The organism is Saliphagus sp. LR7 (genome assembly GCF_003344565.1).
Lineage (GTDB): Archaea > Halobacteriota > Halobacteria > Halobacteriales > Natrialbaceae > Saliphagus > Saliphagus infecundisoli.
Genome location: NZ_QPND01000004.1, coordinates 107,318 through 132,986 on the forward strand (window position 1 = coordinate 107,318; position 25,669 = coordinate 132,986).

Genomic DNA, 25,669 nt, shown 5'->3' on the forward strand with positions numbered 1-25,669 from the left:
CTGTGAGCCGCTGGCGGTACTTCTTCAAGCGGCTCGTGCTCATGGTACCGGTGCTCTTTCTGGTGATGACGCTCATCTTCGTCGCGCTCCGAATGGGTCCGCTGGACCCGGTCGCGGCTATCCTCGGCCCCGAGGGGACCGGCGGGGACGCCCAGGCGATCCGGGAGAGTCTCGGGCTCGACCAGCCCCTCTGGCAGCAGTACGTCGAGTTCATCATCGGCCTGCTGACGTTCAACTTCGGCCAGTCGTGGGTCATCCAGCCCGGCCGGACCGTCACGGAACTCGTCGGGATCTACGGCCCGCGGACGCTGTGGCTCGGCTTCTGGTCGATCCTCCTCCCGCTTTTCGTCGGGATCCCGCTTGGCTTCTACGCCGGGCTCAATCCCAACAGCTGGGGTGACTACGTCGCTTCGTTCGGCGGGATCGTCTGGCTCGCGATGCCGAACTTCTGGCTCGCGATCATGCTCCTCGCCGTCCTTCGCCAGACCGCCGGCGGCGCCGGCCCGCTGGGCTTCGACTGGTACACGTTCGGGCCGAACGTCGAGAGCCTCATCGGCACGCCGCCGCTTGATTTCCTGGGCACTACCTGGGGTTCGCTGGGGCCGCTCCCGATCCCCACCGGGTTCGACCCCGATCTCGGCGAGCTGCTGGTCGCGATCAAGGTGATCCTCCCGCCGGCGCTCGTCCTCGGATCGGCCTCGATGGCCGCGGAGCTCCGGATCGGCCGGACCGCCTTCCTCGAGACGATCAACTCGAACTACGTCGAAACCGCACGGGCCAAGGGGCTGTCGGGGCGGGTCATCGTCTGGAAACACGTCTTCCGGAACGCCCTGATCCCGCTGGTGCCGATCATCACGAACGAGGCGATCCTGCTCATCGGCGGCTCGGTCATCGTTGAAACCATCTTCGGGATCAACGGGCTCGGGGCGCTGTTCTTCAACGCGGCCGTCCAGGCCGACCTTCCGCTCGCCGGAGCGCTGATCTTCATTTTCACGATCATCACCATCGGGCTCAACATCGTCCAGGACCTGCTGTACACGATCCTTGACCCGCGCGTGGGGTACGACCAACAATGAGTTACGACTACGACGACGACCGAACGCTTCGCGAACGAATCGAGGCGAACCCGCGGCCGGCACTCGTCTGGCTCGCCGGGGTCGCCGTCTTGCTCGCGCTCGAGCTCGGGCGGGTCGCGCGCGCGATCGTCTACATCGGCTCCCTGGCCCGCGGGTTTCTCGGCGGCGCCGCCGGCGTTCCCGGCACGGTCGCCGACAACGTCGCGGGCTCGCTCGGCGGCGCCGCCGGCACCGTCGGGGCCGCGATCACGGCGCTCCTCTTGCTTGCCGTCGCCGCCGTCCTGATCAAGTGGCTGTTCGTCCCCGTCTCGCTGGTCAACCGGCTCGGGCTCGACACCGGCGAGGGCAGGGACGAGATCATCGAGCGGGGGCTGATCACGGTCGCCCTCGCCGTCGTCGCGGCGCTCGTGGTCTTCACGCCCGTCGGCGCCGCCCTCGAGGCCGCGATCGGCTGGCTTACCGACGCCCTCGAGTCCGCGGGGACGATCCAGACGCTGACCCAGCGGGACACGATCCCGAACCAGGGGTATCGAACGCCGGGGGGCGGCTGGGAGGGAACGTTCCTCGGGCTCTCGCCGGCGGTGGCGTGGGCGATCCGCGTGTTCGTCATCTACGCCTACTCGTTCGTCGTCGCGGCCTGGCTCTGGAAGGGGTACGAGGTCTTCCGGGAGCACTACCGGGAGGCCGACTGGACGCCGCGAGACGACAGCATCAACCGGTTTCGGACCCACTACTGGGGGATCTTCGGGCTGGCGATGGTGTTCGCGTTCGTCGTGATGGCGATCTTTGCGCCCTCGCTGGGCCCGGTTACGGCGGAGGCGAACCTCTACTCGCCGTACGAATACGAGTTCCAGTATCTGGAGGGCGGCGAACTCCAGACGGTGACCCAGGGTGACGCGAACCTCGCGAGTCGCTCCCAGGGCGGCTCGGACAACGTCGGTCCCCTGAGCTACGACCAGTACGACCGCTGGCATCCGGCCGGCACCAACCAGGACGGGAAGGACCTCTTTACCTTCCTGATGTACGGTGCCAGGACGTCGCTGGTGATCGGGCTCACGTCGATCGGACTGGCGACCGCGATCGCGTCCGCGCTTTCGATGATCACGGCCTACTACAAGGGACTGGTCGACGTGCTGACTGTCGTCGCGAGCGACACGATCATCTCGATCCCCGCGTTCCTGTTGATCCTGTTGTTGAACGTGCTGTTCGCGGAGGCGGATCACCCGATCATGGACATCTACAACGGCGGGTTCCTGCTCGCCCTGATCCTCGCAGGGGTGTACTGGCCGGGGCTGTGGCGGTCGATACGCGGGCCCTCCCTGCAAGTCGCCTCCGAGGAGTGGGTCGACGCGGCCAAGAGCTACGGCCAGAGCCCCGGAATGACGATGCGCAAACACATGAGTCCGTACATCCTGACCTACATCATGATCTACGCCTCGTTGATGCTCGGTGCGGTCATCATCGTGACCGCCGCCCTCTCCTTCCTCGGGCTGGGGATCAGCCCCCCGACCCCCGAGTGGGGACGAGCGGTCAGTGAGGGGCGGCAGTACATCTCGGGGTCGTCGTGGCACATCTCGACGATCCCCGGCATCATGATCGTCTTCGTCGTCACCGGCTTCAACGCCCTGGGTGATGGCATCCGCGACGCGATCGACCCCGAGAGCGAGGCCGGAGACGCCAGTGCCGACGCGGCCGCCACGGGGGGTGGTGCCTGATGGCCGTCGAGCAGACCGCCGAGCGGACGGGAACCCGCGAAGAGCCGATCGTCACCGTCCGAAACCTCCAGACCGCCTTCTTCACCGACAAGGAGGTGATCCGGGCGGTCGACGGCGTGAACTTCGAAATCGTTCCCGGCGAGACCGTCGGCATCGTCGGCGAGTCGGGCTCCGGAAAGAGCGTCACGGCCCGCTCGATCATGGGGTTAGTCGACTCGCCGGGCCGGATCCTCGAGGGAAGCAGCGTTCGCTTCCACCACACCGACACCGTCCGGGAGTTCGCCGACCGGTTCCCCGGACGGACCGTCGACCTCGCGGCCGTCGCCGAGGGACGCGACCCGGAAGCGTTATTCGCCCACGACGCCGTCGGCGCGACGCCCTCTGCGTTCGGCTACGACGACGCGAGCGAGGCGTCCGTCGCGGACTTCGTCGCCGCCGGCTACGGCGAGGCCCTCGGAATCGACCCCGAGGACTGCGTGTTCATCACGGAGGGGACGGTCGACGACCCCCTGGACGGGTTCGTCGAGATCACCCGCCTCTCGGGGGACCCCCAGCGCGCAATGCGCGGCGGCCGGATCGCGATGGTGTTCCAGGATCCCCTGACGAGTCTCAACCCGGTTTACACCGTCGGCAACCAGATCGAGGAGGCCCTCGAACTCCACCGGGACCTCTCGGGGCGGGAGGCGACCCGCGAGGCCATCGACCTGCTCGAGGCCGTCGGGATCCCCGACGCCCGACGGCGGGTCAACGAGTACCCCCACCAGTTCTCGGGCGGGATGCGCCAGCGGGCCGTGATCGCGATGGCCCTCGCTTGCGATCCCGAGGTCCTGATCTGTGACGAGCCGACGACCGCCCTCGACGTGACGATCCAGGCCCAGATCCTCGAACTGCTGGCCGACCTCCAGACCGACCGCGACCTCGGAATCATGTTCATCACCCACGACATGGGCGTCATCGCCGACGTCTCCGACCGCGTCAACGTCATGTACGCCGGCGAGGTCGTCGAATCCGCCGCCGTCGAACCGCTCTTTGCCCAGCCGCGCCACCCCTACACGCGCGGGCTCCTCGAGTCGATCCCGGGCCGCCAGGAGGGCGGCCGGCTCCAGACCATCGAGGGGACGGTGCCGACGCCCAACGAGCCGGCGACCTACTGTCGCTTCGCGCCACGCTGTCCCGAACGCTTCGAGCCCTGCGACGAGGTCCACCCGGTCTCGGTGCCGGTCAACGACGAGGACGGGGACCACACCGCCGCCTGCCTGTTGTATCCCGAGGACGAACCGCGCGAGGCGGCGGTCTCGCTCCACGAGGCCCGCGACGACTCGGTCCGCGAGCGAGGGGGTGAGCGGCGATGAGCCAGGAACCCGTCGAGACGACGTTCACCGAGCCCGGCGCGGACGAGGACGTGATGGTCGAGGTCCGGGACCTCCGGACCTACTACGGCGGCGACAGCATGTTCGGCGGACCGCCGGTGAAGGCCGTCGACGGTGTCAGCTTCGACATCAAGCGCGGGGAGACCCTCGGACTGGTCGGTGAGTCGGGCTGTGGGAAGACGACGCTCGGGCGGACGCTCGTCCAGCTCGAGTCGGCGACCGGCGGCGAGGTGTTGTTCGACGGGACCGACGTCACGGAGCTGTCGGGCAAGCAGCTCAAACAGTGGCGCCGGAACAGCCAGATCGTCTTCCAGGACCCCGACTCGAGTCTCAACGACCGGATGACCGTCGGCGAGATCGTCCGGGAACCCCTCGACGTCCACGACGTCGGGACGCCCCGCGAGCGCCGCCAGCAGGTCCGGGAACTGCTCGACACCGTCGGGGGCTCCAGCGCGAACACTACTACCGTTACCCCCACCAGTTCTCCGGGGGGCAACGCCAGCGCATCGGCATCGCCCGGACGCTCACCTTAGAACCCGACTTCATCGTGCTCGATGAACCCGTAAGCGCCCTCGACGTGAGCGTCCAGGCGGAGGTCATCAACCTCCTGGAGGACCTCCAGGAGGAGTTCGGCCTCACCTACCTCTTCATCGCCCACGACCTCTCGGTCGTGCGCCACATCTGCGACCGGGTCGCGGTGATGTACCTGGGCAATATCATGGAGTTGGGCCCGACCGAGGAGCTGTTCGCCGACCCCGCGAACCCCTACACCCACTCGCTGCTGTCGGCGATCCCCGAACCGGATCCCACGAGCGACAGCGACCGGATCACGCTGTTCGGAACGCCGCCGAACCCACGCCATCCCCCCTCCGGCTGTCCCTTTAGCACCCGGTGTCCCGTTCGGATCCGTCCCGACGAGTTCGGTCATCTCGACGACGAGCTCTGGACGGCGATCAACACGCTCCGGGAGGTGCTCCGCGAGCGCGAACGGGCCGACCGCACGACCACCGACCGGATCCGCGAGTTGCTCGGCCGCGAGAGCCGTTTCGGGACGATCGACGAGATCTACGAGGAGGTGTTCGGGGAGCTCACGGTCCCGCCCGAGGCCGAGGAGCCGTTGGACGAGGCCGCCGACCACGTCCGGGCGGGTGACGAGGCGAGCGCCCTCGAGGTCCTCTTCGAGGCCTTCGGGGCCGTCTGTGAGGCCGAGGCGCCCGACTACTACACGGTCGGCGACGCCGGCCGGGAGAGCTTCTGTCACCGCCACGGCGACGAGTATCGCTCGCCCGCCGAGGTTCTGGACGAACGCCACGGCTGACGATGCCGACGGGAGCCGACGAGTGGACGCGGCGGCTCCGCGCCGCGGTAGTGGTCTGGGTCGACGCCGTCGGCTACGCGGTGGTCGTGGCGGTGGTCTCGGTCGCCGCCGCCCTCGCCGCCGCCGTCGTCTCGGGTGGCGGCCTCGTCCGCGGGAAGGCGCTGCTCTTCGTCGTCGGCTTCGTCCTGATGGGGTACGCGACGATCCGGCTGTGGCCGACCTCGCCCGAGGACGTAGAGCGCGGGGTCGCCGACTCGCTCCCGTCGCCGGGCGAGCGGACGCGGTTCCAGTCGCTGGTGCGGGCGTTGCCGCCGCTGCGATGGCTGCCCTCGCCGCCGCCCGGAAGCCAGCTCAGTCCTGCCGGGAAGCTCTTTCTCGGAAGTCTGCTGGTTCTGCTGGCCTCCTACCTGATGGAGACCGTCTTCGGCGTCGTCTGACTCGAAAGGTCTAACCGGCTCGTGGTCCGAATGCGGGTATGAGCCAGCCCCCCGACGACGCGCGGATCCGCGAGCGCTCGGGCGCGGTCAACGAGGCCTGGGAGCGGACCATCGAGGAGACCGAACTGATCGCCGACGAGCGCCGCGAGCAGGGGTGGGAGGCGGTCACGATTCCGACCGTCCACACCTCGCCGACCGGCGAGCCCAGAGAGGCAGAGGACCAGCCCGGACTGGTCCACGTCGTCCCCGACAACCACGCCGAGGCGTTCACGGACGCCTTCGAGGCCGGCGAGTTCCCGGAGTTCGAGGTCTACCGCAACGAGGTCGAGGGAAACGTCTTCGTGGTCACCGAACTCGTCGACCCCGAGACGAAGACGGTCGTCCTGATCCGTGGCCGGTACGACTTCTCGCTCGCGGAGGGAATGATCTCGGCGGCGATGGAAACGGAAGCCATCTACACCCACGTCAAGACGATCGACGGCACCCTTCTCGGCTCGATCCGCCACGAACTCCTCACCCCGTTCGTTCCGGGCCTAGAGCACGACGGCGACGAGAGCTAGCCGGGCTCGTCCCCGAAAAACCGCCTGCCGGGAGCTACCGCCACCGCAGCAGCGTCGGCGCCTCCGCGGCGGGCATCGAGAGCCAGGCGCCGTCGGCGGAGATGTCGGCGATGACGAACGTCTCCTCGGCTGCGGCGGTGTCGATCGAACCGACGACGGTGTCGTCTTCTCCCGCGTCGCCGCCGGGCCGGACACCAGTATCCGGTGGCATATGTGTCCACTTATCATACCGACGTATAAACGCGTCGGAACGGTTCGAGTGCTGAAACATGGGGTTTATACTCGGTTTGGCCCTACGGAGGGGACATGAACGTGGCCGACGCGATGACGCCCCGCGAGGAGGTCGTGACCGCCGAGCTGCCGGGCACCCGGACGGACGTCCTCGAGTACCTCCAGGAGCGGGCGTTCTCCTCGGTTCCCGTCGTCAAGGAGACCGACGACGGCACCGAGTACCGGGGACTGATCTCGCGTGACGCCCTGATCGAACAGCCCGACGAGGACCAGCTCGTCATGCTGATGGACGACGTGCCGACGACGACCAGAGACGCCAGCCTGGTGGAGGTCGCCGAGTTGATGGTCGGGGAGGTCGCCCGGCGCGTGCCCGTCGTCGACGGCGACTTCGAGGGAATCGTTACCGTCACCGACGTCGTCCACGCGATCGCGGCGGGCGACCAGCCCGTCGAGGCGGTCGTCGGCGACTACGCGACCGAGGACGTAAACACCACCTACGAGGGCGCGCCGCTGCCGGTCGCCGAACGCGAACTCTCCTACGCGAACGTCCCCTACACCATCGCGCTCGGCGACGACGGCCGGATGAGCGGCCTCCTCACCGAAGTGGACGTCCTCGACGTCGCCCGGATCGTCGAAGGGGAAGAGGAGACGGGGGACAACTTTCCCGACCAGGACTCCGAGTGGTCATGGGAGGGGATCAAGGCCGTCGGGAGCCGCTACTTGCCGACCCGAAACGTCGAGATCCCCGCCGAGCCCGTCTCGAGTTTCATGACCGACGACGTCGTCACGGTCTCGGCTCGCAAGTCCGTCCAGGAGGCTGCCCAGCTCATGATCAGCAACGACATCGAGCAGATCCCGATGGTCAGCGGCGACCAGCTCGTCGGCATCGTCCGTGACGTCGACCTGCTCCGGGCGCTGCGGGACTGACGTCGTCGGCCGGTACGTCGGACCGTCCGTCCGATACCGTGTGGACCGTTGGCTCCCCCTCGAAACTGATTTTTGTACGGGGGGCCGACGGGAGGACACGATGACAGTAGCGCCCGACTCGCGGCCTCGAACGCCGCGAGCGACCGACCGACCGCGGCCGTCACCGAACCATGTCTGAGGACACCGGCGAGAAGGTAGTCGAGCTCGCCAAGCGGCGGGGCTACTTCTTCCGGTCCTCGTCGGCCTACGGCGGCGTCGGCGGCTTCTACACGTTCGGCCCGCAGGGCGCGGCGCTGAAGGGCAACGTCGAGGAGGCCTGGCGCGACCGGTTCGCCGTCGGCGAGGGCCACATGGAGATCGACGCGCCGACGATCATGCCCGAGCCGGTCTTCGAGGCCTCGGGCCACCTCGACACCTTCGACGACATGTTGGTCGAGTGTCCCGACTGCGGCGAGAGCAGCCGGGCCGACCACGTCGTCGAGGACAACACGGAGTACGAGGACGCCGAAAGCTTCCCGATCCCCGAGGTCGAGGAGATCGTCGCCGAGTACGAACTCGTCTGCCCGGAGTGTGGCGCACCCCTCGCGGGCGCGGCCATCGAGGAGTTCAACCTCATGTTCGAGACGCAGGTCGGCCCCGGCGACGGCCAGCCGGGCTACCTCCGGCCGGAGACCGCCCAGGGCATCTTCGTCGAGTTCCCCCGGCTGAAGGAGTACGCCCGCGGCCAGCTTCCGTTCGGCGTCACCCAGGTCGGCCGGGCGTACAGAAACGAGATTAGCCCCCGCCGGTCGATCATCCGGACCCGGGAGTTCACCCAGGCCGAACTCGAGCTGTTCGTCGATCCAGAGGGCGACGGCCCGGACCTCTCGGCGGTCGAGGACGTTCCGGTCCGGTTGTACCCCGCGAGCGAGCAGCAGGCCGAGGAGGGCGACGAGGTCGAGACGACCGTGGGCGAAGCGGTCGCCGACGGCACGATCGCCGACCCGTGGGTCGCGTACTTCCTCGGGGTCGCTCGCGAGTGGTACGAGTCGGTGGGCGTCGACATGGATCGCTTTCGCTTCCGCCAGCACCTCGCGGGCGAGCGCGCCCACTACGCCGCCGACTGCTGGGACGCCGAGGGCGAGGTGGGAGGCAACTGGATCGAACTCGCGGGCTTCGCCCACCGGGGCGATTACGACCTCTCGAAACACCAGGCCCACAGCGACGAGCGCTTCACGGTCTTCCGGCAGTACGACGAGCCAAAGACCGTCGAGCGCGCCGCGGTCGACCCCGACATGAGCTATCTCGGTCCCGAGTTCGGCGGCGACGCGGGGGACATCGTCTCTGGCTTGGAGGAGCTGGCCGAGCGGGACCGGGCCGCTTTCGAGGATGAGACCGTCACCGTCGAGATCGACGGCGAGAGCCACGAGATCCCCGTCGAGAAGACCGGCTTCGCCGTCGAGGAGCGCACCGAATCGGGCGAACACGTCGTCCCGCACGTGATCGAACCCTCCTTCGGCGTCGACCGACTCGTCTACACGATCCTAGAGCACGCTTATCGCGAGGACGAGGTCGACGGCGAGGAACGGACCTACCTCGAACTCGACCCCGAGGTCGCGCCCACCTTCGTCGGCGTCTTTCCCCTCCAGAGCGACGCCGAACTCGAGAGCGAGGCCGAGGGGATCGCGGCGTCCCTGCGGGCGGAGGGGCTGTCGGTGACGTACGACGACTCGGGCGCGATCGGGCGCCGGTACCGCCGCCAGGACGAGGTCGGTACGCCCTTTTGTGTCACCGTCGACTACGAGAGCCGGGAGGACAGCGCAGTAACGCTCCGGGAGCGCGACTCCACCGACCAGGTCCGGCTCCCGATCGACGACCTCCCGGGGACGCTGTCGGCACTCCGGGAGGGCGACCTCGAGTTCGGGGAGCTTTCGGGCTGACCGCCCGACCGCGGTACCGACGAACTGATTACCCGGGCCGTAGAGGGGCGAGCCGTGGCTGACGAACTCAAGCGCCGACTGGTCCACGCCAGCGGCTCCGGGCTGGTCGCGTTCTACTTGCTGGCCCGCTTTCTGGACCTCCCGCTGACGTGGCCCCGATTCCGGCTCCTGATGGCCGTCCTTGCGGCCGGCGCGCTCGTCCTCGAGTTCTTCAGGCTGTACGTCGGTCTCGACTGGCGGGTCTACGACGTCCTCACCCGCGACTACGAGCGGAACAACCCCGCCGGCTATGCCCTCTACCTGATAAGCATGGCCGCGGTCGTCCTCGTCTTCGACCCCGAGATTGCCCTCCCCGCAATGCTCATGCTCGCGATCGGCGATCCGGTCAGCGGCGCGGTTTCGGCGGATCGCTTGGAGCGGGTCAAGCCCCCGAAAGTGCTCCTGGCGATGTTTTCGGTCTGTACGCTCCTCGCCGTTCCCTTCCTGCCGACGACGGCGGCGCTCGCGGCGGCCGCCGGTGCGACCGTCGCCGACGGGGTGACGCTGCGGATCGCCACCTACGTCGTCGACGACAATCTGACGATCCCGCCGTACGCGGCGATCGCGGCCTGGCTCGCGCTCGCGGCCTGAACCGGGAACGCTTTTCGGCCCCGCGCCCCCACGACCGGTCATGCCGACCGTCTCGGGCCACGAGATCGACGGACCGATGGCGTGGCGGATCGCCGTCCTCGCCGTCGTCGTCTGCGGGTTCGTCCTCGCGTACCTCTCGACCGGACGCATCGCGGTGTCGATCGTCCTCGGATTCCTCGCCGCGATCGGTATCGCCGTCGCCGTCGCGGCCGTCTCCTCGGTGGCCCGGGCGATCCAGCGCGGGCTCCGGTGATCAGTTCAGCCGCCAGAGCTCGAAGTTCAGGACCGTCGCGAACGTGATCCAGGCGAGGTAGGGGACGAGCAGCGCCGCCGCACGCCGATCGACCCGGGCGAAGGCGGCGATCGTCGCGACGACCAGGACCCAGAGCGCGACGATGATCCCGAGGGCGACCCCCGGCGCCTGCAGCGAGAAGAAGGCGGGCGTCCAGGCGACGTTGACGAGCATCTGGAGCGCGAACAGGGAGAGCGCGAGACGGCGGCCGTCGCCCGTCCGCTCCCAGACGAGCCAGAGGGCGATCCCGAGCAGCGTAAAGAGAACCGTCCAGACGACGGGAAAGGCGATCTCGGGCGGGTAGATGGCGGGCTCTTCCAGACTCTCGAACCAGGGGGTGTCGGGCGAGGAGACGAGGCTCGGGGCGGCACCGACGGCGTTTACCGCCAGGACAGCCGCGACGAGCCGACCGGCGCTCCGGGCGGAGGCCATGCCGGAAGTAGGCGACGACCGGGCAAAGGACTGCCGACGGACACCGGCGGGGTCCTCCGTGGAGCGCGTTCACTTCCGCTCCGGTCCGGGAACGCTTAACCTCGCGGGGCCCGAAATCGGCCCGATGGCAGCGACCGAGGAGGAGCCGCCGACGATCGACCACCCGCTGCTCGCGCCGGGGGTCTTGGAGCGCCGGCTCTACCAGCTCCGGCTCGCGGGGACCGCGTGCGAGGACGACACCCTCGTCTGTCTCCCGACAGGGCTGGGGAAGACGACGGTGAGCCTGCTCGTGACCGCCCGCCGGCTGGAGGAGGTCGGCGGAACCGCCCTCCTGCTCGCACCGACGAAACCGCTCGTGACCCAACACGCCGAGTTCTATCGGGAGGCCCTCGAGGTGCCCGACGAGGAGATCGTCGTCTTCACCGGCGAGGTCAGTCCCGACGACCGGGCGCAGCTGTGGGCGGAGGCGACCGTCGTGATGGCGACCCCGCAGGTCATCGAGAACGACCTCGTCGGGAGCAGAATCTCTCTCTCCGACGTCACTCATATCACGTTCGACGAGTGCCACCGCGCGACCGGCGACTACGCCTACAACTACATCGCCGAGCGGTATCACGGGGACGCCGACGACCCCCTCGTCACCGGAATGAGCGCCTCGCCGGGCGACGACGAGGAGGCGATCCTCGAGGTCTGCGAGAACCTCGGTATCGGTGAGGTGGAGGTGATGACCGAGGAGGACGCGGACGTGGACGAGTTCACCCACGATACGGAGGTCGAGTGGGAACGGATCGAGCTTCCCGACGAAGTCCTCGCGATCCGGGACGCGCTGAACGAGGTCATCACCGACAGGCTGGAGAAACTGAAGGAACTCGGGGTCGCCCGCTCGACCCAGCCCGACCAGTCCCAGAAGGATCTCAACCGGATGCGCGCCGAACTCCAGAAGCTGATCAACAACGACCAGTCGGAGGGCTACTCGGGGATGTCCGTCCACGCGGAGGTGATGAAGCTCCGCCAGGCCGTCACGCTGGTCGAGACCCAGAGCGTCGAGGCTCTCAGACGATATTTCGAACGCCAGCGAAACCAGGCGAAGACCTCGGGGGCCTCGAAGGCGAGCCAGCGCCTCGTCAGCGACCCCAAAGTTCGGGAGGCGATGCGCAAAGCCGAGAGCTTCGACGAGCTTCACCCCAAATACCGCAAGACGCGGATGCTGCTGGCCGAGACTCTCGGTCTGGAGGGCGGCGACCGCGTCATCGTCTTCACCGAGTCCCGGGACACGGCGGAGGCACTGACCGAGTTTCTGAACACCAGCTTCGACGCCCGGCGGTTCGTCGGCCAGGGCGACCGCGAAGGGTCGGATGGAATGACCCAGATCCAACAACAGGAGACCCTGGACGCCTTCCGCGCGGGGGAGTTCGAGGTGCTGGTCTCGACGTCCGTCGCCGAGGAGGGTCTCGACGTCCCCGACGTCGATCTCGTCCTCTTCTACGAGCCAGTGCCGACCGCGATCCGCTCCATTCAACGGAAGGGGCGGACGGGCCGCCAGTCGGAGGGCCGGGTCGTCGTCCTGATGGCCGAGGACACCCGCGACGAGGCCTACTTCTGGATCTCGCGGCGACGCGAAAAGGAGATGGAGTCGGAGCTGCGCGAGCTAAAGGGGATGGCGAGCGAGCTCGAAGAGGAGCTGGACGACGCGCAGCAGTCGCTGTCGGCGTTCGACGCGGAGGCGTCGGCGGGAGGCGGCGGGGACGGGGGCGACGACGCAACCGAGAGCGCGAACGGGACGGCGGGCCAGCCCGGCCTCCAGGCGTTCGCTCCCGACGACGATCCGGACGAGGAGCCGGTCGAGCCGTCGGAGACGCCGGTCCCCGAGGGCGAGGGAATCGAGGTCGTCGCCGACAGCCGGGAGATGGATGCGAACATCGCCCGCGAACTCTCGAAACGCGAGGGGATCGAGGTCCGCCTCGAGACTCTCGAAGTAGGGGACTACGTCCTCTCGGATCGCGCGGTCGTCGAGCGCAAATCGACGGCGGACTTCGTCGATTCGCTCGTCGGCGGCGACCGGTCGGTGTTCGAGCAGGTCGGCGCGATGGCCAGGGGCTACGGCCGGCCCATCGTCGTCGTCGAGGGCGAGGGGCTGTACGAACAACGCGATATCCACCCGAACGCGGTTCGGGGTGCGCTCTCCTCGCTCGCGGTCGATTTCGGGGCGAGCGTCCTGCGAACGGAGGACGAAGCCGATACGACCGAACTGCTCGCGGTGATCGCTGGGCGCGAACAGGACGCGAGCGACCGGGAGGTCTCCGTCCACGGCGAGAAGGGCGCGAAGACGCTCGGCGAACAACAGGAGTACGTCGTGAGTTCGATCGCCGAGATCGGCCCCGTCACCGCCCGCGCGTTGCTCTCGGAGCTGGGCAGCGTCGAGGCCGTGATGGACGCCAGCGAGGCGGAGCTACGGGACGTCGAGGGCGTCGGCGAGGTCACCGCCGAGCGGATCCGCGAGGTCGTCGGCAGCGAGTACGCCGGGTGAGTTCTCGTCTCCGACCGCATCAATCGCCCGCGTCGGAAGGGATCCCCTCGCCGTGGTCGGCGGGGATCGAAACCCCGCCGGCGCCGTCCTCGAGCCGGGCGACGAGGCGGCGGGCCGCGTGGACGGAGCCGACGCCGAGGGCGACGCCGGCCACGACGTCGACCAGCCAGTGGATGCCCAGGTACATCGTCGAGAGGACGACGCCCGATCCCACGACTGCGGCGATGGGGTACCACCGGGGGTACTCCCGGCGGGACCACCACGCGAAGCAGACGACGACGACCGCGAGCGACGTGTGCAGCGACGGGAAGACGTCCGTGTTCGCCGACATCGCCGCCGTGAGGTCCTGGGTCGCCGGGTAGGCGACGTACATCAGCCCCTCGACGGAGGCCAAGTGGTTCCGCGGGCCGTAGGCGATGACGAGGGTGTAACAGATCGCGCCGACCACGTAGTTCAGGAGGTACGCGACGAGGAGTTCCTTGAGACGGCGCCCGGTGGGCGAGAGGAAGTAAAGCACCGGCGCGGTCGCGATCAGAAACGGGAACCCGAACATGTACATCGCCGCGAAGAACTCCAGGGTCGCTCCGGGGACGACCTCCTGGAACGCGGGGACGAACCCGCCCTCGATGGCGTGGAGTTCGTCGGTGACGTCCCAGCCCAGTGCGCGCGAGATCCGCAGACTGTAGCCGTCCGTCGCCCGCTTGGCCAGAAAGCAGACGGCGGCGGCCCCGAGATACGGCGAGACGTCCCGGAGCCGATCTCCGACGCCGACCGAGCGGAGCTGTCGGGGGGTCAGACAGAGCGCACACGTCATCGACAGCCCGGTGAGGACGACCAGGGCAGTCAGTACCGCGATCGGGATGAACGCCATACGTCATCCGATCGGCCGACCCACTCAGTTAAAGATATCTATTACGAACGACATGTAGCGGCACGCTCCGGAGCCGGCGCGTGCGGGCCCCGCCGATCAGCGAAGCGCCGCGAGCGCCTCGCTCGCCTCGCGGGCGGCCGCGAGACACTCCTTGGCGTAGCGGGGGTCGTCGGTCGCCGCGGCCTCCGCCGAAAAGCGCTCCAGGGCGGCGATCAGCGACTCGCGGGCGTCGGCCTCGCTCCCGCCGGCGGGCGTCCGGTCGGCAGCCGGTTCCGTCGGGGCCCTCGACGCTCCGGACCGATCCGGCGGGGAGGCGTCCCGGGAGGGCGTCGCCCGCGGTCCGCCCCGGTCGGCCCGCTGACCCGGGTCCGACGGACTCGTCTCGGGGCGGTTCCCGTGGGGCGGAGTCGCCCGCTCGTCGGCTCCGGGCGGGGCCGGCTCGGATCCCCCCGACTGGCCCCCGGGTTCGGCGGCCCGACCCTCCTCGCCCTCGCCCGGGCTCGAGACGTCGATCTCGGTCGCCCCGCCTGCGTTCCCGGGCCCCGTTGGGGCTCCCTGCCCCTGAAGCTTTCCTCCGGCCTGGTTCTCTGCCTCCTCGACGCCGGTGCCCTCGACGCCCTCGGGTCCGCCGTGACAGGACGGACAGAAGGTGACGCCGTTCTGGCGAAAGAGGGGGTCGCCACAGGTGCCACAGTGGGTGTTGGTCATCGTCGCACCCTTCAGGAGGAGGTCGCTCATCCGCTCGGTCGCCTGTCGGTCTTCGGCGTCGTCGCCGTACTTCTCTCGGAGCTTCTCGCGTTCGGCCTCCTTGTCGAACTCGTCGCTCATACGCGCCGGGACGGGCTCGAGCGTCGAAAAACCTCCGACCCCTCGCGGGGGGATTGCGTGGAGCCACGAGAGTAGGCACATCCGACCCTATAAGACCCCTCCGGGCGAACGTCGGGGCATGGATTCGGGGTTACTTCCGGACGAGATCGCAGAGCGCATCGTGACGACCTCCCGGACGGCGGTCGGCGACAGCCTCCGGTCGGTGACCTACTTCACCCGCGACGACTTCGAGCAGCTCTATCTCCGAAGCGACCTGGAGCGCGACGCCGACCTCTCGACGTTCATCGGCCACGAGTGGCGCGGCTTCAAGACGGCCCAGACCGCCTACGAGGGCTCCGAGCTCGGGGATTACCGCTACACGATCCGCGTCTTCGACAACGGCTTTCTCATCCGGGTCACCTCCGACCGCGAGGGCGTGTTCGCGACGACCGACGGGCTCACGATGAAGGACTTCGAGGAGGTCGCGACCGCCCTCCGGTCGGTGCTGGCGGAGCGAGATCGGCCGTAGGAGCGCAAGGTCCTTGGCCGAACCGACCCTCGATGGGAGCATGACCGACGACTCTGCGGACGCGTTCGCGCGCCACGAGGCCTTCGAGCGCCGTGAGGACGACCGGGAGGGGTACGACCTGACGACGACCGTCCTCGAGACGGCGGTCCGGCCCCAGGAGGGTGTCGAGATCACGGTGACGGTGCCGGGCCTGGACGCCGCCGTCGCCGGCGAGACGGTCGCCGACGTCGTCGCCGACGGCTGGTTCGAGACCCTCGAGCGTCGCCTCGCCGATGCCTACCGGGTCGCAAGCGGGGAGGGCGAGGGGCCGACGGTCGAACGCGGCGCCCGCGAGATCCGGGTCCGCTTCGCGTACGACTCCCCGCGGCCGGCCGCCGACGCGAAGGCGCTGATCGAGTACGTCGAGGGCACCTACGTCCAGGGGCTGATCCCGGGCTACGAGTATCGCGGGCCGGCCGGGGCGCTCCTTGCGGCCGCCAAGGAACGGGGCGAGCAGGGGGCGGAGTCGGCCGGGGAGGGGTCGGAGCCGCCGGTCTGAGATCGTGTATCACGGGCGCTTTTGGTGGTGGATCGCCCTGGGGGGACCATGGTCGCACGCGCCGGGCGGTCCGAACGGACCGCACTGGGGATATTCGCGCTCGCGAGCGTCGCCCTCGCCGTCGCCGTCGTCCTGCCGTACGTCCAGTACGTCCTGCTCGGGGCCCTGCTCGCGTACGTACTCGCGCCCGCCCAGCGGAGCTTGGAGAGCCACGTGGGTTCGACGACCGCGGCGGTGGGCCTCATCAGTGCCGTGGTCGTCGTTCTCATCCTCCCGGTCGTCTACGTCCTCGTGGTGGCGATCCGGCAGGCCTCCGGGCTCCTGGGTGCGGTCCAGCAACAGGGGTTCGACCCGACGGCGATCGAACGCCAGCTCGAGGGGAGCGGCTACCGGATCGATCCCGACGTGCTCCGGACCGCCGTCGCCGACTACGAGGAGGAGATCGGAACGGGGATCCAGGGGCTGGTGACGGGCGTCTTCGACGTCGTGGGGGGGATCCCCGCGATCGTCTTCGGGCTCACGGTCACCGTCTTCGTGCTCTTTTCGCTGCTCCGGGACGGCGACCGGCTGATGGGGTGGCTCCGGGAGGTCGCCCCGATCCGGCCGGCGGTCCAGGCCGAACTGCTCGCCGAACTCGACCGGCTGATGTGGGCCTCGGTCGTCGGCAACGTCGCCGTCTCGGCGATCCAGGCGATCGCGCTGGGGATCGGTCTCTGGGCGCTCTCGGTGCCGGGGGTCGTCTTTCTGACCGTCGTCACCTTCGTGCTCGCGCTCCTGCCGCTGATCGGCGCCTTCGGGGTCTGGGTCCCGGTCTCGGTCTACCTGCTCGTGATCGGGCGGCCGGGAGCCGCCGCCGCCCTCGTCGTCTACGGCTCGCTGGTCAGCGCCTCCGACACCTACCTCCGGCCCGCGCTCATCGGCCGGAGCGGCCCGCTGAGCGCGGCGGTGATCGTCGTCGGCATCTTCGGGGGTGTCTCCGTGTTCGGCGCCGTCGGCCTCTTCGTCGGCCCCGTCGTCGTCGGCGCAGCGAAGGTCGGGATCGACCTCTACGCCCGCTACGGCCTCGAGGGGCTGGGGACGCCCGCCCCCGACGACCCGTAGTCCCGACGCCGGCGACGGCGGCCCGCGAGCGGTAAGCGGGATGGACAAGATTTTATGCCGGCGCGGGCTACGAGTGGCCACTATGGGCAAGAAATCCAAGAGCAAGAAAAAGCGGCTCGCGAAACTCGAAAACGAGAACAGCCGCGTCCCGGCGTGGGTCATGCTCAAGACCGACATGAACACCCGGCGCAACCCGAAGCGGCGTAACTGGCGGCGCAACGACACCGACGAGTAACCATGAGCGCCAGTGACTTCGAGGAACGCGTCGTCACCGTTCCCCTCCGCGACGTCAAGAAGGGGGCGAACCACGAGGCCGCCGACCGGGCGATGACCATCGTCCGCGAGCACATCGCGAAACACTTCGCGGTCGAGGAAGAGGCCGTCCGCTTAGACCCCTCGATCAACGAGGCCGTCTGGGCCAACGGCCGGTCGAACCCGCCACGGAAGCTCCGGGTTCGCGCCGCGCGGTTCGACGAGGCCGGCGAGGCCGTCGTCGAGGCCGAGTTCGCCGACTAACCCGCGTGCTTCGCACCACCTTCGCCGGCTCGTCGTACGTCGGCGTCTTCGCGAGCGCGACGGAAAGCGCTGTCCTCGTCCGTCCCGACGCCGACGAGGACGTCATCGAGTCGATCGCCGACGAGCTCGCGGCCCCCGCAGTCGCGACGACCGTCGGGGGCTCCTCGACGGTCGGCGCGCTCGCGACCGGCAACGAGAACGGCCTACTCGTGAGCAGCCGCGTCCTCGAGTACGAACGCGACCGACTCGAGGAGGCGATCGATCGGCCGATCACGGAGCTGCCGGGCTCGATCAACGCCGCCGGGAACGTGGTCCTCGCCAACGACTACGGCGCCTACGTCCACCCCGACCTCCCGCGGGAGGCGATTACGGCGATCGAGGACGCCCTGGAGGTCCCCGTTGAACGCGGCGACCTCGCGGGGGTCCGAACGGTGGGGACGGCGGCGGTCGCCACCAACCGGGGGGCGCTCTGTCACCCGAAGGCCACCGACGCCGAACTCGACGCCGTCGAGGAGGCCCTGGACGTCCGCGCGGACGTCGGGACGATCAACTACGGCGGTCCGCTGGTGGGCTCGGGCCTGCTCGCGACCGAGGCCGGCTACGTCGTCGGCGAGGGGACGACGGGACCGGAACTGGGTCGGATCGAGGACGCGCTCGGCTACATCGACTGACGGCCGATCCCGACGGAAGGGAAGATTCTTCCGACTGCCCGCCGCAGGTAGGCGTATGAGTACGATCCAACTCGCCGCGGAATCACGACGCCAGCTCCGGACCGTCGTCGGGGTGTCCGACCGATGAGCGGCCGACAGGAGCTCCAGCAGCTCTCCCAGCAACTCGAGGAGGTCGAAGGCGAGATCGAGGGACTCCAGGCGACCGTCGAGTCCATCCGGGAAGAACAGAACGAGGCCGACGAGGCGATCGAGGCGATCGAGACCCTCGAGTCGGGCTCGACGGTTCAGGTCCCCCTCGGCGGGGGCGCCTACGTCCGTGCGGAGGTCGCCGACATCGACGAAGTGATCGTCGAACTCGGCGCCGACTACGCCGCGGAGTTCGAACAGGAGGGGGCGATCGACGCCCTCGAGAGCAAACAGGAGAACCTGGAAGACCGGATCGAGGAGGTCACCGAACAGATCTCCGAGCTCGAAGCCGAGAGCGCCCAGCTCGAACAGCAGGCCCAGCAGGCCCAACAGCAGGCGATGCAACAGCAGATGCAACAGATGGGCGGTCAGGGCGGGCCCGGCGCGGGCGGTCCCGACGAGCAGTAACCGCCAGCCATGTTCGATAGTCTAAAGGAGAAGCTCGGGAGCTTCCGCGACGACGTCGAGGAGACCGCCGAGGAGAAGGCCGAGCCGGTCGAAGACACCGACGAGGGCGACGCGGACACACTCCCCGAAACGGATCTCGATGCCGCCTCCGACGAGCCGGACGCCGCCCCCGACGACGGGGTCGGAGTTGGCGAGGCGGGTCCCGAGTCGGACGCGACGGCCGAACCCGGAGCGGGAGCCGGCGCCGATCACGAGCGGAACGACCCCGATCCGGAGTCGGCGCCCGCACCCGGTACCGACGAGCCGGGACCGACGGCGGCCGGGACGGAGCCAGACAGCGGGACCGACGCGACGGCAGCCGCCGACTCCGGGCTCGCAGTCGAGGACTCCGTCGAAGGGCCTGCGGAGGGCGGCGCGGCGCCGTCGATCGATCCCGACGTCGCGGGCGGGGCGGAGCCCGAGGGGATCGAGGATCCCGCCGGGGACGCCGACGGGCGCGGGGACGACACGGAAGCGGTCGCCGAGAGCGAAGAGGCGGCCGCGGACGAGGGCGGCGAAGTCGACGAACCCGAGGCGGAGGAGGGTGGGTCGGTCGGTTTCGGCCGGAAGGCCCGCTCGCTCGTCCGCGGGAAGTTCGTCATCGAGGAAGAAGACATCGAGGAGCCCCTGGAAGACCTCGAGCTCGCGCTCCTCTCGAGCGACGTCGAGATGGGGGTCACGGAGGAGATCCTCGAGAACATCCGCGAGGAGCTGATCGGCGAGACCCGACGGTTCCGGGAGTCGACCGGCGAGGTCGTCGAGGAGGCGCTGCGCGAGGCGATCCGCGACGTGATCAGCGTCGGCCAGTTCGACTTCGAGCAGCGGGTCGCCGACGCCGACAAGCCTCTCGTGATCGTCTTTACGGGCGTCAACGGCGTCGGGAAGACGACGACGATCGCGAAGCTGAGCCGGTACCTGGAGGACCGGGGCTTCTCGTCGGTGCTCGCCAACGGCGACACGTATCGTGCGGGCGCCAACGAGCAGATCCGTGAGCACGCCGCGGCCCTCGATCGGCGGCTGATCGCCCACGACCAGGGCGGCGACCCCGCGGCGGTGCTCTACGACGCCGTCGAGTACGCCGAGGCGAACGACGTCGACGTCGTCCTCGGGGACACGGCGGGTCGGCTCCACACCGACGAGGGGCTGATGGACCAACTCGAGAAGATAGATCGCGTGGTCGGTCCCGACATGGCGATCTTCGTCGACGAGGCCGTCGCGGGCCAGGACGCGGTCAACCGTGCGAGGGAGTTCGACGCGGCCGCCCCCTTCGACGGCGCCGTCCTCACGAAGGCCGACGCCGACTCCAACGGCGGTGCGGCGATCTCGATCGCCCACGTCACCGGCAACCCCGTGCTCTTCCTGGGAACCGGCCAGGGCTACGACGATCTAGAGCGGTTCGAGCCCGACCGGATGATCGACCGGCTTCTGGACGACGAGGAGTAGTCGACGGCGCCGCGGGATACACGTTCGTGCATCCTCCGAGCGAGCCGAAAGCGTTTTTGAGCACGCTCGCGGGGGTTCGAGTAATGACCGCCTACACCGCGACGGTGACGGTCCGGCTCAAACGCGGCGTCCTCGACCCGGAGGCCGAGACGACCCGGAAGGCCCTCGAGCGCCTGGGGTTCGACCTCGAGGAGCTCCGGGCGGCCGACCGATTCGAGATCGATCTCGACGCGGATTCGGAAGAGGAGGCCGCGGATCGGGCCGACGAGATGGCCGAACGGCTGCTCGCGAACCCGACGATCCACGACTACAGCGTGGAAGTCGAGGGGCGATGATTCGGGTGGTCGCGGTACCGAGGGGGGGACGACTGTGACGGTCGCCGTCGTCCGCTTCGGCGGATCGAACTGCGACCGCGACGCCGCCCGCGCGCTCTCGTATCTCGGCATCGAGCGCGAGGTCGTCTGGCACGAGGACGGGCTCCCGGAGGACGTCACGGGTGTCGTCCTCCCCGGGGGCTTTTCGTACGGCGACTACCTCCGGGCAGGGGCGATGGCGGCACGTTCCCCGATCATGCGGGAGGTCCGGGAGGCCGCCGACGCGGGAGTTCCGGTGCTCGGGATCTGTAACGGCGCCCAGATCGGCTGTGAGTCGGGGCTCACCCCCGGCGCGTTCACGACCAACGAGAGCGCGCGCTTCCAGTGTGAGCCGGTCCACCTCCGGATCGAACGCGCCGACACGCCCTGGACGGCCCGCTACGAGGCGGGCGACGTGTTGGAGATCCCCATCGCCCACGGCGAGGGTCGCTACGAGATCCGCGAGGACCGCCTGGCCGAACTCGAGGCCGACGACCGCGTCCTCTTTCGGTACTGTACGCCCGAGGGCGAGGTGGCGCCGTCGGCGAACCCCAACGGCTCGCGGGGCGCGGTCGCGGGCGTCCTCGGCGAGCGCGAGACCGTGGCGGTGTTGATGCCCCACCCCGAACGGGCGACGCTGCCCTCCGTCGGCACCACCGACGGCGGGGGAATCCTCCGCGGGTTCGCCTAGGACCGCTCGAGGCGGTCCACCCGCGACCCGCTTCCGGGCGGGTCGGAACCGGCTCGTGGCGGCCCGTCTGTCCGCTCGGCCGGATTTTCCAGGTGGTTTAAGTGAACCGCGGTCCTGGCCCGACGGAAGATGAGCGACGGACGACGGTATCGATGACACGACCGGCACGCGTCCTTTCCGTCGGCCCGTCCCCGCGGGAGGTCGTCGCCGAGGTCTTCGAGAGCGTCGACTGCGTCCGGACGCTTGCCGCGTGTCTCTCGGCCTTGGAGGACAACGGCTACGACTGCGTCGTCGTCGACTCCCCGCTGTCCGACGCGACCGGACCCGAAGTCGTCGAGGCGATCCGGGAGACGCGTCCGGGCGTCCCGCTCGTGGTCTGGACCGACGGAACGGACGTGCTCGCGGGCGAGGTGATCGCGGCGGGTGCGGACGGCTACGTCCCGAAGTCGGCGGGGGTCGGGACGCTCGCCGAGCGGGTTGCCGGGGTGACCGAGCAGGTGGCGACCGGCCTCGACTCCGGGGCGGACGATCTCGACGACGCGTACGCCTCGGGGATCGTCGAGGCGATCGGCGACGCCATCTGCGTGCTCGACCGGGAGGAGGTCATCCGCCGGGTCAACGACACGCTCGCCTCGCTTTCGGGCTACCCGCGCGAGGAACTCGTCGGCGCACACGTCTCGACGATGCTCACCGCGGAGAGTTTGGAGCGGGGACGAAGCGAGATCGCGACCCTGAGAGCGGGCGAGCAGTCCGCCGTGACCTACGAGCAGACCATCGAGACCCGGTCGGGCGAGCGGATTCCCTGCGAGGTGACGGCAGCCCTGCTCCGGGAGGGAGGTGCGGTCGTCGGGATCGCGGCGGTCATCAGGGACGTCCGCGACAGAGTCGAGATCGAACGGGAGCTGTGGGCCCGAAGGCGAAAGACGACCGCGCTCCACGAGGTCGCCTCGACTCTGGAGGACTGTGGCAGCGAGGCGGAGGTGTTCGAGACGGCCGTCGCGGCCGCCGAGGAGGTCCTGAACTTCGACGTCTGTGCGATCGACCGCGTTGAGGGCGACCGGCTCGTGAAGGCGGCACTCTCCTCGAAGCTGACGGACGCCGACATCAGGCGGGAGTTCTCGATCGACGAGGGGATCGTCGGGAAGACCTACCGGAACGGCCGGACCTACCGGATCGGCGACGTCGCCTCCGATCCGGACGCGGTGCCGGCCGGCGAGGAGTTCCGGTCGGTGTTGAGCGTCCCGATCGGCGAGTGGGGCGTCTTCCAGACCGTTTCGACCGAACCCGACGCGTTCGACCGGAGCGACCGGGAGCTCGCCGAACTGCTCGTCGCCCACGTCGCCGACGCCCTGGATCGGATGGCCTTCGAGTCGCGCCTTCGCGAGGAACGCGACCGGTTCGCCGCACTGTTCGAGAACGTCCCCGACGCGGTCGCGAGCGTCCGTCACGAGGGAGACGAGGCGATCGTCGAACGGGTCAACCCCGCCTTCGAGCGGGTCTTCGGCTACGACGAGTCGACGATCGCCGGCGAACCTCTCGATCGGTTCGTCGTTCCCGACGGGGACGACGAGGAGGCCGAGGCGGTCAACCGTGCGGGCGCCGACGGCGCGGTCGTCGAGCGGGAGGTCCGCCGGCGGACGGCGGCGGGGATCCGCGAGTTTCGCCTCGAGATCGTCCCGATCGAGACCGACAGGGAGACGAGCCGCTCGTTCGGCGTCTACACCGACATCACCGAACGGAAACGCCGCCGGCAGCGTCTCGAGGTGTTGAACCGCGTGCTCCGCCACGATCTCAGAAACGGACTGAACGTCATCGACGGCTCCGCCGTGACCCTCGCCGAGTCCGTCGACGACGACGATCGGGAGTACGTCGAGACGATCCGCGAGCGCGCGGGCGACCTCCTCGAGCTCGCCGAGACGACCCGCGACATCGAGCGGAGCTTCGATCGCGCCCCCGCGGCTGCGGGCCCGGTCGACGTGGTCGCCGCCGTCAGGGAGGGGATCGACCGGGCCACGGCGACGGCTCCCGGGGCACGGATCGAGGCGTCGCTTCCCGATCGGGCCGAAGCGCGTGCGGGCGGGGTCTTGTCGACGGCGATCGCCCACGTGATCGAGAACGCCGTCGAACACGCCGGCGAGGCGCCGACGGTCGAGGTTCGCGTCGAGACGACCGACGAGACGGTCACGATATCGGTCGCCGACGACGGTCCGGGCGTCCCGGAGGTCGAACGCGAGATCCTCGCGGGCGGGGAGATCACCCAGCTCCGCCACGCCAGCGGGCTGGGGCTGTGGCTCGTCAAGTGGGCCGTCGGCCAGTCGGGCGGTGAGCTCTCCTTTTCGGAGAACGACCCCCGCGGGACGGTCGTCACGCTCGAGGTGCCCGCGGCCGATCCGCCGGGAGAGCGCGCGACCGGCGGACCGGACGGGGCGGGCTGACTCAGCGGACGAGGGGCTGGTTGTAGCCCGTCTCGAGGCTCATCACGGCGTCCCAGGTCGCCTCGCAGTCACAGGAGACCTGCTCGAACACCGAGGGGTCCTGACGGAGATCGAAGTCCTTGATCGCGGTCTGGACGCGGTCGTCACACTCCCCGCAGTTGTGGGCGCCCCGGTCGGAGCCGTGGCCGACGGGGTCGGAGACGACGATGGCGTCGGCGTCGGCTGTTTCCTCCAGAACGTGGGCGACCGACCAGAGCCACGGCGGCCGGTAGCCGTCCCGGAAGTGCAGATCGTCGACCATCGTGTAGCGCTGGACGTTACACGGGTTCATCGAGACGGTGTGACAGCCCGGAACCTCGCTACAGCGCTCGATCGAGGAGATCATGTCCGCGACCGCCTCGGGCTCGGCGAGGAAGGGCGGTTTCATCAAGAGGTAGGCCTTGATTCCGGCCGTGGCGTCGGCCTCGGCGTCGGCCACGGCGGCCTCGGCGCAGGCGTCCTCGAAGTCGGCGAACTCGAAGTACTTGTTGACGCAGTCCTGGCGCACCCGATCGGTCGCGGTCTCGAGGCCCACGGCGACGTCCGTGTCCAGGCCGTGCCCGGTGAAGTCGGCGATCTTCTCTCTCTCGACGAAGTCCGGCAGGCTCTCGACGACGATCCGCTCGCGGTCGGCAAAGGCGTCGGCGATCGCCTTCCGGGAACGTGCGCCGACCTCCCGCTCGTCGAGAAAGGAGCCGGAGGTGTAGATCTTGATGAGGTCGGCGGGCTCGTCGGCCTCCTCGGCTTCGTGATCGAGACAGACCTGGATCTGGTCCATCAGGGCGTCGTGGGAAACGCTGCCGCCCTCGACGCTCTCGGCGACGTAGCCACACATCGTACAGCCGCCGGCGCGGGCCCACCGACAGCCGCCCGTGTTCAGGATGATCGTCAGGCTCTCCATGACGCCCCCGGGGGTGTTGTCCTCGTCGACCCAGACGCGGGTCGGCTCGTGGGGGTCGTAGCTCTCCTCGCGCCGGGCGCGGATCTCCCGCATCGCCCGGTTGTGAGCGTCCATTCCCTTCCCCTGCTCGTAGACCTCGGGCGTGGGTTGACTCATTGCCGGAGAAAGCGCCCGCGGGCCTAAAGCGGCTTCGTCCCGCCGTGGCGGTTAAGCTCACTGGCGACGTACCGATGCCCATGACACCGCTCCCGAGGCCGGCGAATCGACGGACCGACCGGCGGACGGCACGGTCGGCGACGGAGGCACGCGTCGCGGAGCTTTCCGACCGCCTCGAGGCGACCGAACGGGATCTCGAGCGGCTCCGGAACGCCCTCGACGGCGTCGCCCGCGAACGGGGGACGTCGGTCACCGTGCCCTGTCGGTGCGGGCGGAGCCTGTTGCTCTACCGCGAGGGGATGCTCTCGTGTCCGAGCTGTGACTACCGGCGGCCGGTGTAGCCGTCCAGACGCACCGTCTTCGTCTCGTGGGCGCCACACGACGGACAGGCATACTCGTACCGGACGCGGCTACCCGCGGCGGTCACCCGCCAGCCGCCGTCGGGGTCGCGGTGGCCACACGCCCGACATCGGAGTTCGTCGTCCTCGAGGCGTTGCCGGAGCCTGTCGAACGGCGAGCGCGCTCGTTGGACTGCCATATGGTACCATATA

General features: G+C 69.3%; 28 protein-coding genes and 1 pseudogene. 23 read left to right on the plus strand and 6 right to left on the minus strand.

Translation table 11 applies throughout. The features are described 5' to 3' along the window. Positions 1-2 precede the first annotated feature (2 nt). The 6 genes and pseudogenes from DVH23_RS07645 to DVH23_RS07670 all read left to right on the plus strand — a co-directional run bounded on the left by DVH23_RS07645 (position 3) and on the right by DVH23_RS07670 (position 6,476). A complete protein-coding gene (locus tag DVH23_RS07645; protein ID WP_114576850.1) occupies positions 3-1,076 on the plus strand; it encodes an ABC transporter permease in 1,074 nt (357 codons plus the stop codon). After that, complete coding sequence (locus DVH23_RS07650; protein ID WP_114576851.1) at positions 1,073-2,791, plus strand: ABC transporter permease; 1,719 nt, start codon at positions 1,073-1,075, stop codon at positions 2,789-2,791. Before DVH23_RS07645 ends, DVH23_RS07650 begins: the two co-directional genes overlap by 4 nt. Beyond that, entirely contained in the window at positions 2,791-4,143 is a 1,353-nt protein-coding gene (locus tag DVH23_RS07655) for an ABC transporter ATP-binding protein (protein WP_114576852.1), read from the plus strand. The genes DVH23_RS07650 and DVH23_RS07655 overlap by 1 nt, the downstream gene beginning before the upstream one ends. Next, positions 4,140-5,479 (plus strand): annotated as a pseudogene (locus DVH23_RS07660) (ABC transporter ATP-binding protein). Before DVH23_RS07655 ends, DVH23_RS07660 begins: the two are co-directional and overlap by 4 nt. Before the next feature lie 2 nt (positions 5,480-5,481). Then, the gene (locus DVH23_RS07665) at positions 5,482-5,916 is read left to right on the plus strand and encodes a hypothetical protein (protein ID WP_114576853.1); all 435 of its coding nucleotides are present in this window, start codon (positions 5,482-5,484) and stop codon (positions 5,914-5,916) included. 38 nt (positions 5,917-5,954) lie between these two features. Continuing rightward, complete coding sequence (locus DVH23_RS07670; RefSeq protein WP_114576854.1) at positions 5,955-6,476, plus strand: hypothetical protein; 522 nt, start codon at positions 5,955-5,957, stop codon at positions 6,474-6,476. Between the two features lie 34 nt (positions 6,477-6,510). Here the strand turns inward: DVH23_RS07670 and DVH23_RS24180 are convergent, their stop codons facing one another. Beyond that, the gene (locus DVH23_RS24180; RefSeq protein ID WP_198667872.1) at positions 6,511-6,687 is read right to left on the minus strand and encodes a hypothetical protein; all 177 of its coding nucleotides are present in this window, start codon (positions 6,685-6,687) and stop codon (positions 6,511-6,513) included. A gap of 95 nt (positions 6,688-6,782) precedes the next feature. Here DVH23_RS24180 and DVH23_RS07675 point away from each other — a divergent pair, with 95 nt between their 5' ends. The 4 genes from DVH23_RS07675 (at position 6,783) to DVH23_RS07690 (ending at position 10,436) form a co-directional block, all read left to right on the plus strand. Then, on the plus strand, positions 6,783-7,634 hold the full coding sequence (locus tag DVH23_RS07675) for a CBS domain-containing protein (RefSeq protein ID WP_114576855.1): 852 nt from the start codon (positions 6,783-6,785) through the stop codon (positions 7,632-7,634). 170 nt (positions 7,635-7,804) lie between these two features. Continuing rightward, positions 7,805-9,553, plus strand: a complete 1,749-nt coding sequence (gene glyS / locus DVH23_RS07680; RefSeq protein ID WP_114576856.1) for a glycine--tRNA ligase — start codon at positions 7,805-7,807, stop codon at positions 9,551-9,553. 54 nt (positions 9,554-9,607) lie between these two features. Further along, positions 9,608-10,183, plus strand: a complete 576-nt coding sequence (locus DVH23_RS07685) for a dolichol kinase (protein WP_114576857.1) — start codon at positions 9,608-9,610, stop codon at positions 10,181-10,183. Positions 10,184-10,223: 40 nt separating this feature from the next. Next, positions 10,224-10,436 (plus strand): hypothetical protein, encoded by a 213-nt coding sequence (locus tag DVH23_RS07690; protein WP_114576858.1) that lies wholly within the window; start codon positions 10,224-10,226, stop codon positions 10,434-10,436. Here the strand turns inward: DVH23_RS07690 and DVH23_RS07695 are convergent, their stop codons facing one another. Then, positions 10,437-10,907 (minus strand): TspO/MBR family protein, encoded by a 471-nt coding sequence (locus DVH23_RS07695; RefSeq protein WP_114576859.1) that lies wholly within the window; start codon positions 10,905-10,907, stop codon positions 10,437-10,439. It lies immediately after the preceding gene. Between the two features lie 124 nt (positions 10,908-11,031). Between DVH23_RS07695 and DVH23_RS07700 the strand changes: the two genes are divergently transcribed. After that, on the plus strand, positions 11,032-13,434 hold the full coding sequence (locus DVH23_RS07700) for a DEAD/DEAH box helicase (RefSeq protein WP_114576860.1): 2,403 nt from the start codon (positions 11,032-11,034) through the stop codon (positions 13,432-13,434). 19 nt (positions 13,435-13,453) lie between these two features. Here DVH23_RS07700 and DVH23_RS07705 read toward each other — a convergent pair whose 3' ends face one another. Together DVH23_RS07705 and DVH23_RS07710 are read right to left on the minus strand one after the other, a co-directional pair. Continuing rightward, positions 13,454-14,305 (minus strand): phosphatase PAP2 family protein, encoded by an 852-nt coding sequence (locus DVH23_RS07705; RefSeq protein ID WP_114576861.1) that lies wholly within the window; start codon positions 14,303-14,305, stop codon positions 13,454-13,456. A gap of 96 nt (positions 14,306-14,401) precedes the next feature. Beyond that, entirely contained in the window at positions 14,402-15,133 is a 732-nt protein-coding gene (locus DVH23_RS07710) for an Sjogren's syndrome/scleroderma autoantigen 1 family protein (RefSeq protein WP_114576862.1), read from the minus strand. 118 nt (positions 15,134-15,251) lie between these two features. Between DVH23_RS07710 and DVH23_RS07715 the strand changes: the two genes are divergently transcribed. From DVH23_RS07715 to DVH23_RS07765, 11 genes are all read left to right on the plus strand, one after another. Beyond that, positions 15,252-15,641 (plus strand): hypothetical protein, encoded by a 390-nt coding sequence (locus DVH23_RS07715; RefSeq protein WP_114576863.1) that lies wholly within the window; start codon positions 15,252-15,254, stop codon positions 15,639-15,641. A gap of 40 nt (positions 15,642-15,681) precedes the next feature. After that, positions 15,682-16,179 carry a DUF5813 family protein gene (locus DVH23_RS07720; RefSeq protein WP_114576864.1) on the plus strand — a complete coding sequence of 166 codons (498 nt, stop codon included), beginning with the start codon at positions 15,682-15,684 and terminating at the stop codon, positions 16,177-16,179. Positions 16,180-16,227: 48 nt separating this feature from the next. Beyond that, complete coding sequence (locus DVH23_RS07725) at positions 16,228-17,280, plus strand: AI-2E family transporter (protein ID WP_114576865.1); 1,053 nt, start codon at positions 16,228-16,230, stop codon at positions 17,278-17,280. Positions 17,281-17,362: 82 nt separating this feature from the next. After that, entirely contained in the window at positions 17,363-17,515 is a 153-nt protein-coding gene (locus DVH23_RS07730) for a 50S ribosomal protein L39e (protein ID WP_114576866.1), read from the plus strand. 2 nt (positions 17,516-17,517) lie between these two features. Continuing rightward, positions 17,518-17,796 carry a 50S ribosomal protein L31e gene (locus tag DVH23_RS07735; RefSeq protein ID WP_114576867.1) on the plus strand — a complete coding sequence of 93 codons (279 nt, stop codon included), beginning with the start codon at positions 17,518-17,520 and terminating at the stop codon, positions 17,794-17,796. Positions 17,797-17,801: 5 nt separating this feature from the next. After that, positions 17,802-18,467 (plus strand): translation initiation factor IF-6, encoded by a 666-nt coding sequence (locus DVH23_RS07740; RefSeq protein ID WP_114576868.1) that lies wholly within the window; start codon positions 17,802-17,804, stop codon positions 18,465-18,467. A gap of 123 nt (positions 18,468-18,590) precedes the next feature. Continuing rightward, complete coding sequence (gene pfdA / locus DVH23_RS07745) at positions 18,591-19,061, plus strand: prefoldin subunit alpha (RefSeq protein WP_114576869.1); 471 nt, start codon at positions 18,591-18,593, stop codon at positions 19,059-19,061. Positions 19,062-19,070: 9 nt separating this feature from the next. Next, complete coding sequence (ftsY, locus tag DVH23_RS07750; protein WP_114576870.1) at positions 19,071-20,543, plus strand: signal recognition particle-docking protein FtsY; 1,473 nt, start codon at positions 19,071-19,073, stop codon at positions 20,541-20,543. Between the two features lie 83 nt (positions 20,544-20,626). Further along, a complete protein-coding gene (gene purS, locus DVH23_RS07755; RefSeq protein ID WP_114576871.1) occupies positions 20,627-20,878 on the plus strand; it encodes a phosphoribosylformylglycinamidine synthase subunit PurS in 252 nt (83 codons plus the stop codon). A gap of 34 nt (positions 20,879-20,912) precedes the next feature. Then, a complete protein-coding gene (purQ, locus tag DVH23_RS07760) occupies positions 20,913-21,587 on the plus strand; it encodes a phosphoribosylformylglycinamidine synthase I (RefSeq protein ID WP_114576872.1) in 675 nt (224 codons plus the stop codon). Between the two features lie 152 nt (positions 21,588-21,739). After that, a complete protein-coding gene (locus DVH23_RS07765; protein ID WP_114576873.1) occupies positions 21,740-24,022 on the plus strand; it encodes a PAS domain S-box protein in 2,283 nt (760 codons plus the stop codon). Between the two features lies 1 nt (position 24,023). Here DVH23_RS07765 and DVH23_RS07770 read toward each other — a convergent pair whose 3' ends face one another. Then, entirely contained in the window at positions 24,024-25,118 is a 1,095-nt protein-coding gene (locus DVH23_RS07770; RefSeq protein ID WP_114576874.1) for an archaeosine biosynthesis radical SAM protein RaSEA, read from the minus strand. An 80-nt stretch (positions 25,119-25,198) separates the two neighbouring features. On the opposite strand from DVH23_RS07770, the gene DVH23_RS07775 reads away from it, so the two are divergent. Next, positions 25,199-25,459, plus strand: a complete 261-nt coding sequence (locus DVH23_RS07775) for a hypothetical protein (RefSeq protein ID WP_114576875.1) — start codon at positions 25,199-25,201, stop codon at positions 25,457-25,459. Here the strand turns inward: DVH23_RS07775 and DVH23_RS07780 are convergent. Continuing rightward, positions 25,441-25,656 (minus strand): HVO_0649 family zinc finger protein, encoded by a 216-nt coding sequence (locus DVH23_RS07780; protein ID WP_114576876.1) that lies wholly within the window; start codon positions 25,654-25,656, stop codon positions 25,441-25,443. The genes DVH23_RS07775 and DVH23_RS07780 overlap by 19 nt on opposite strands. Between the last annotated feature and the right edge of the window lie 13 nt (positions 25,657-25,669).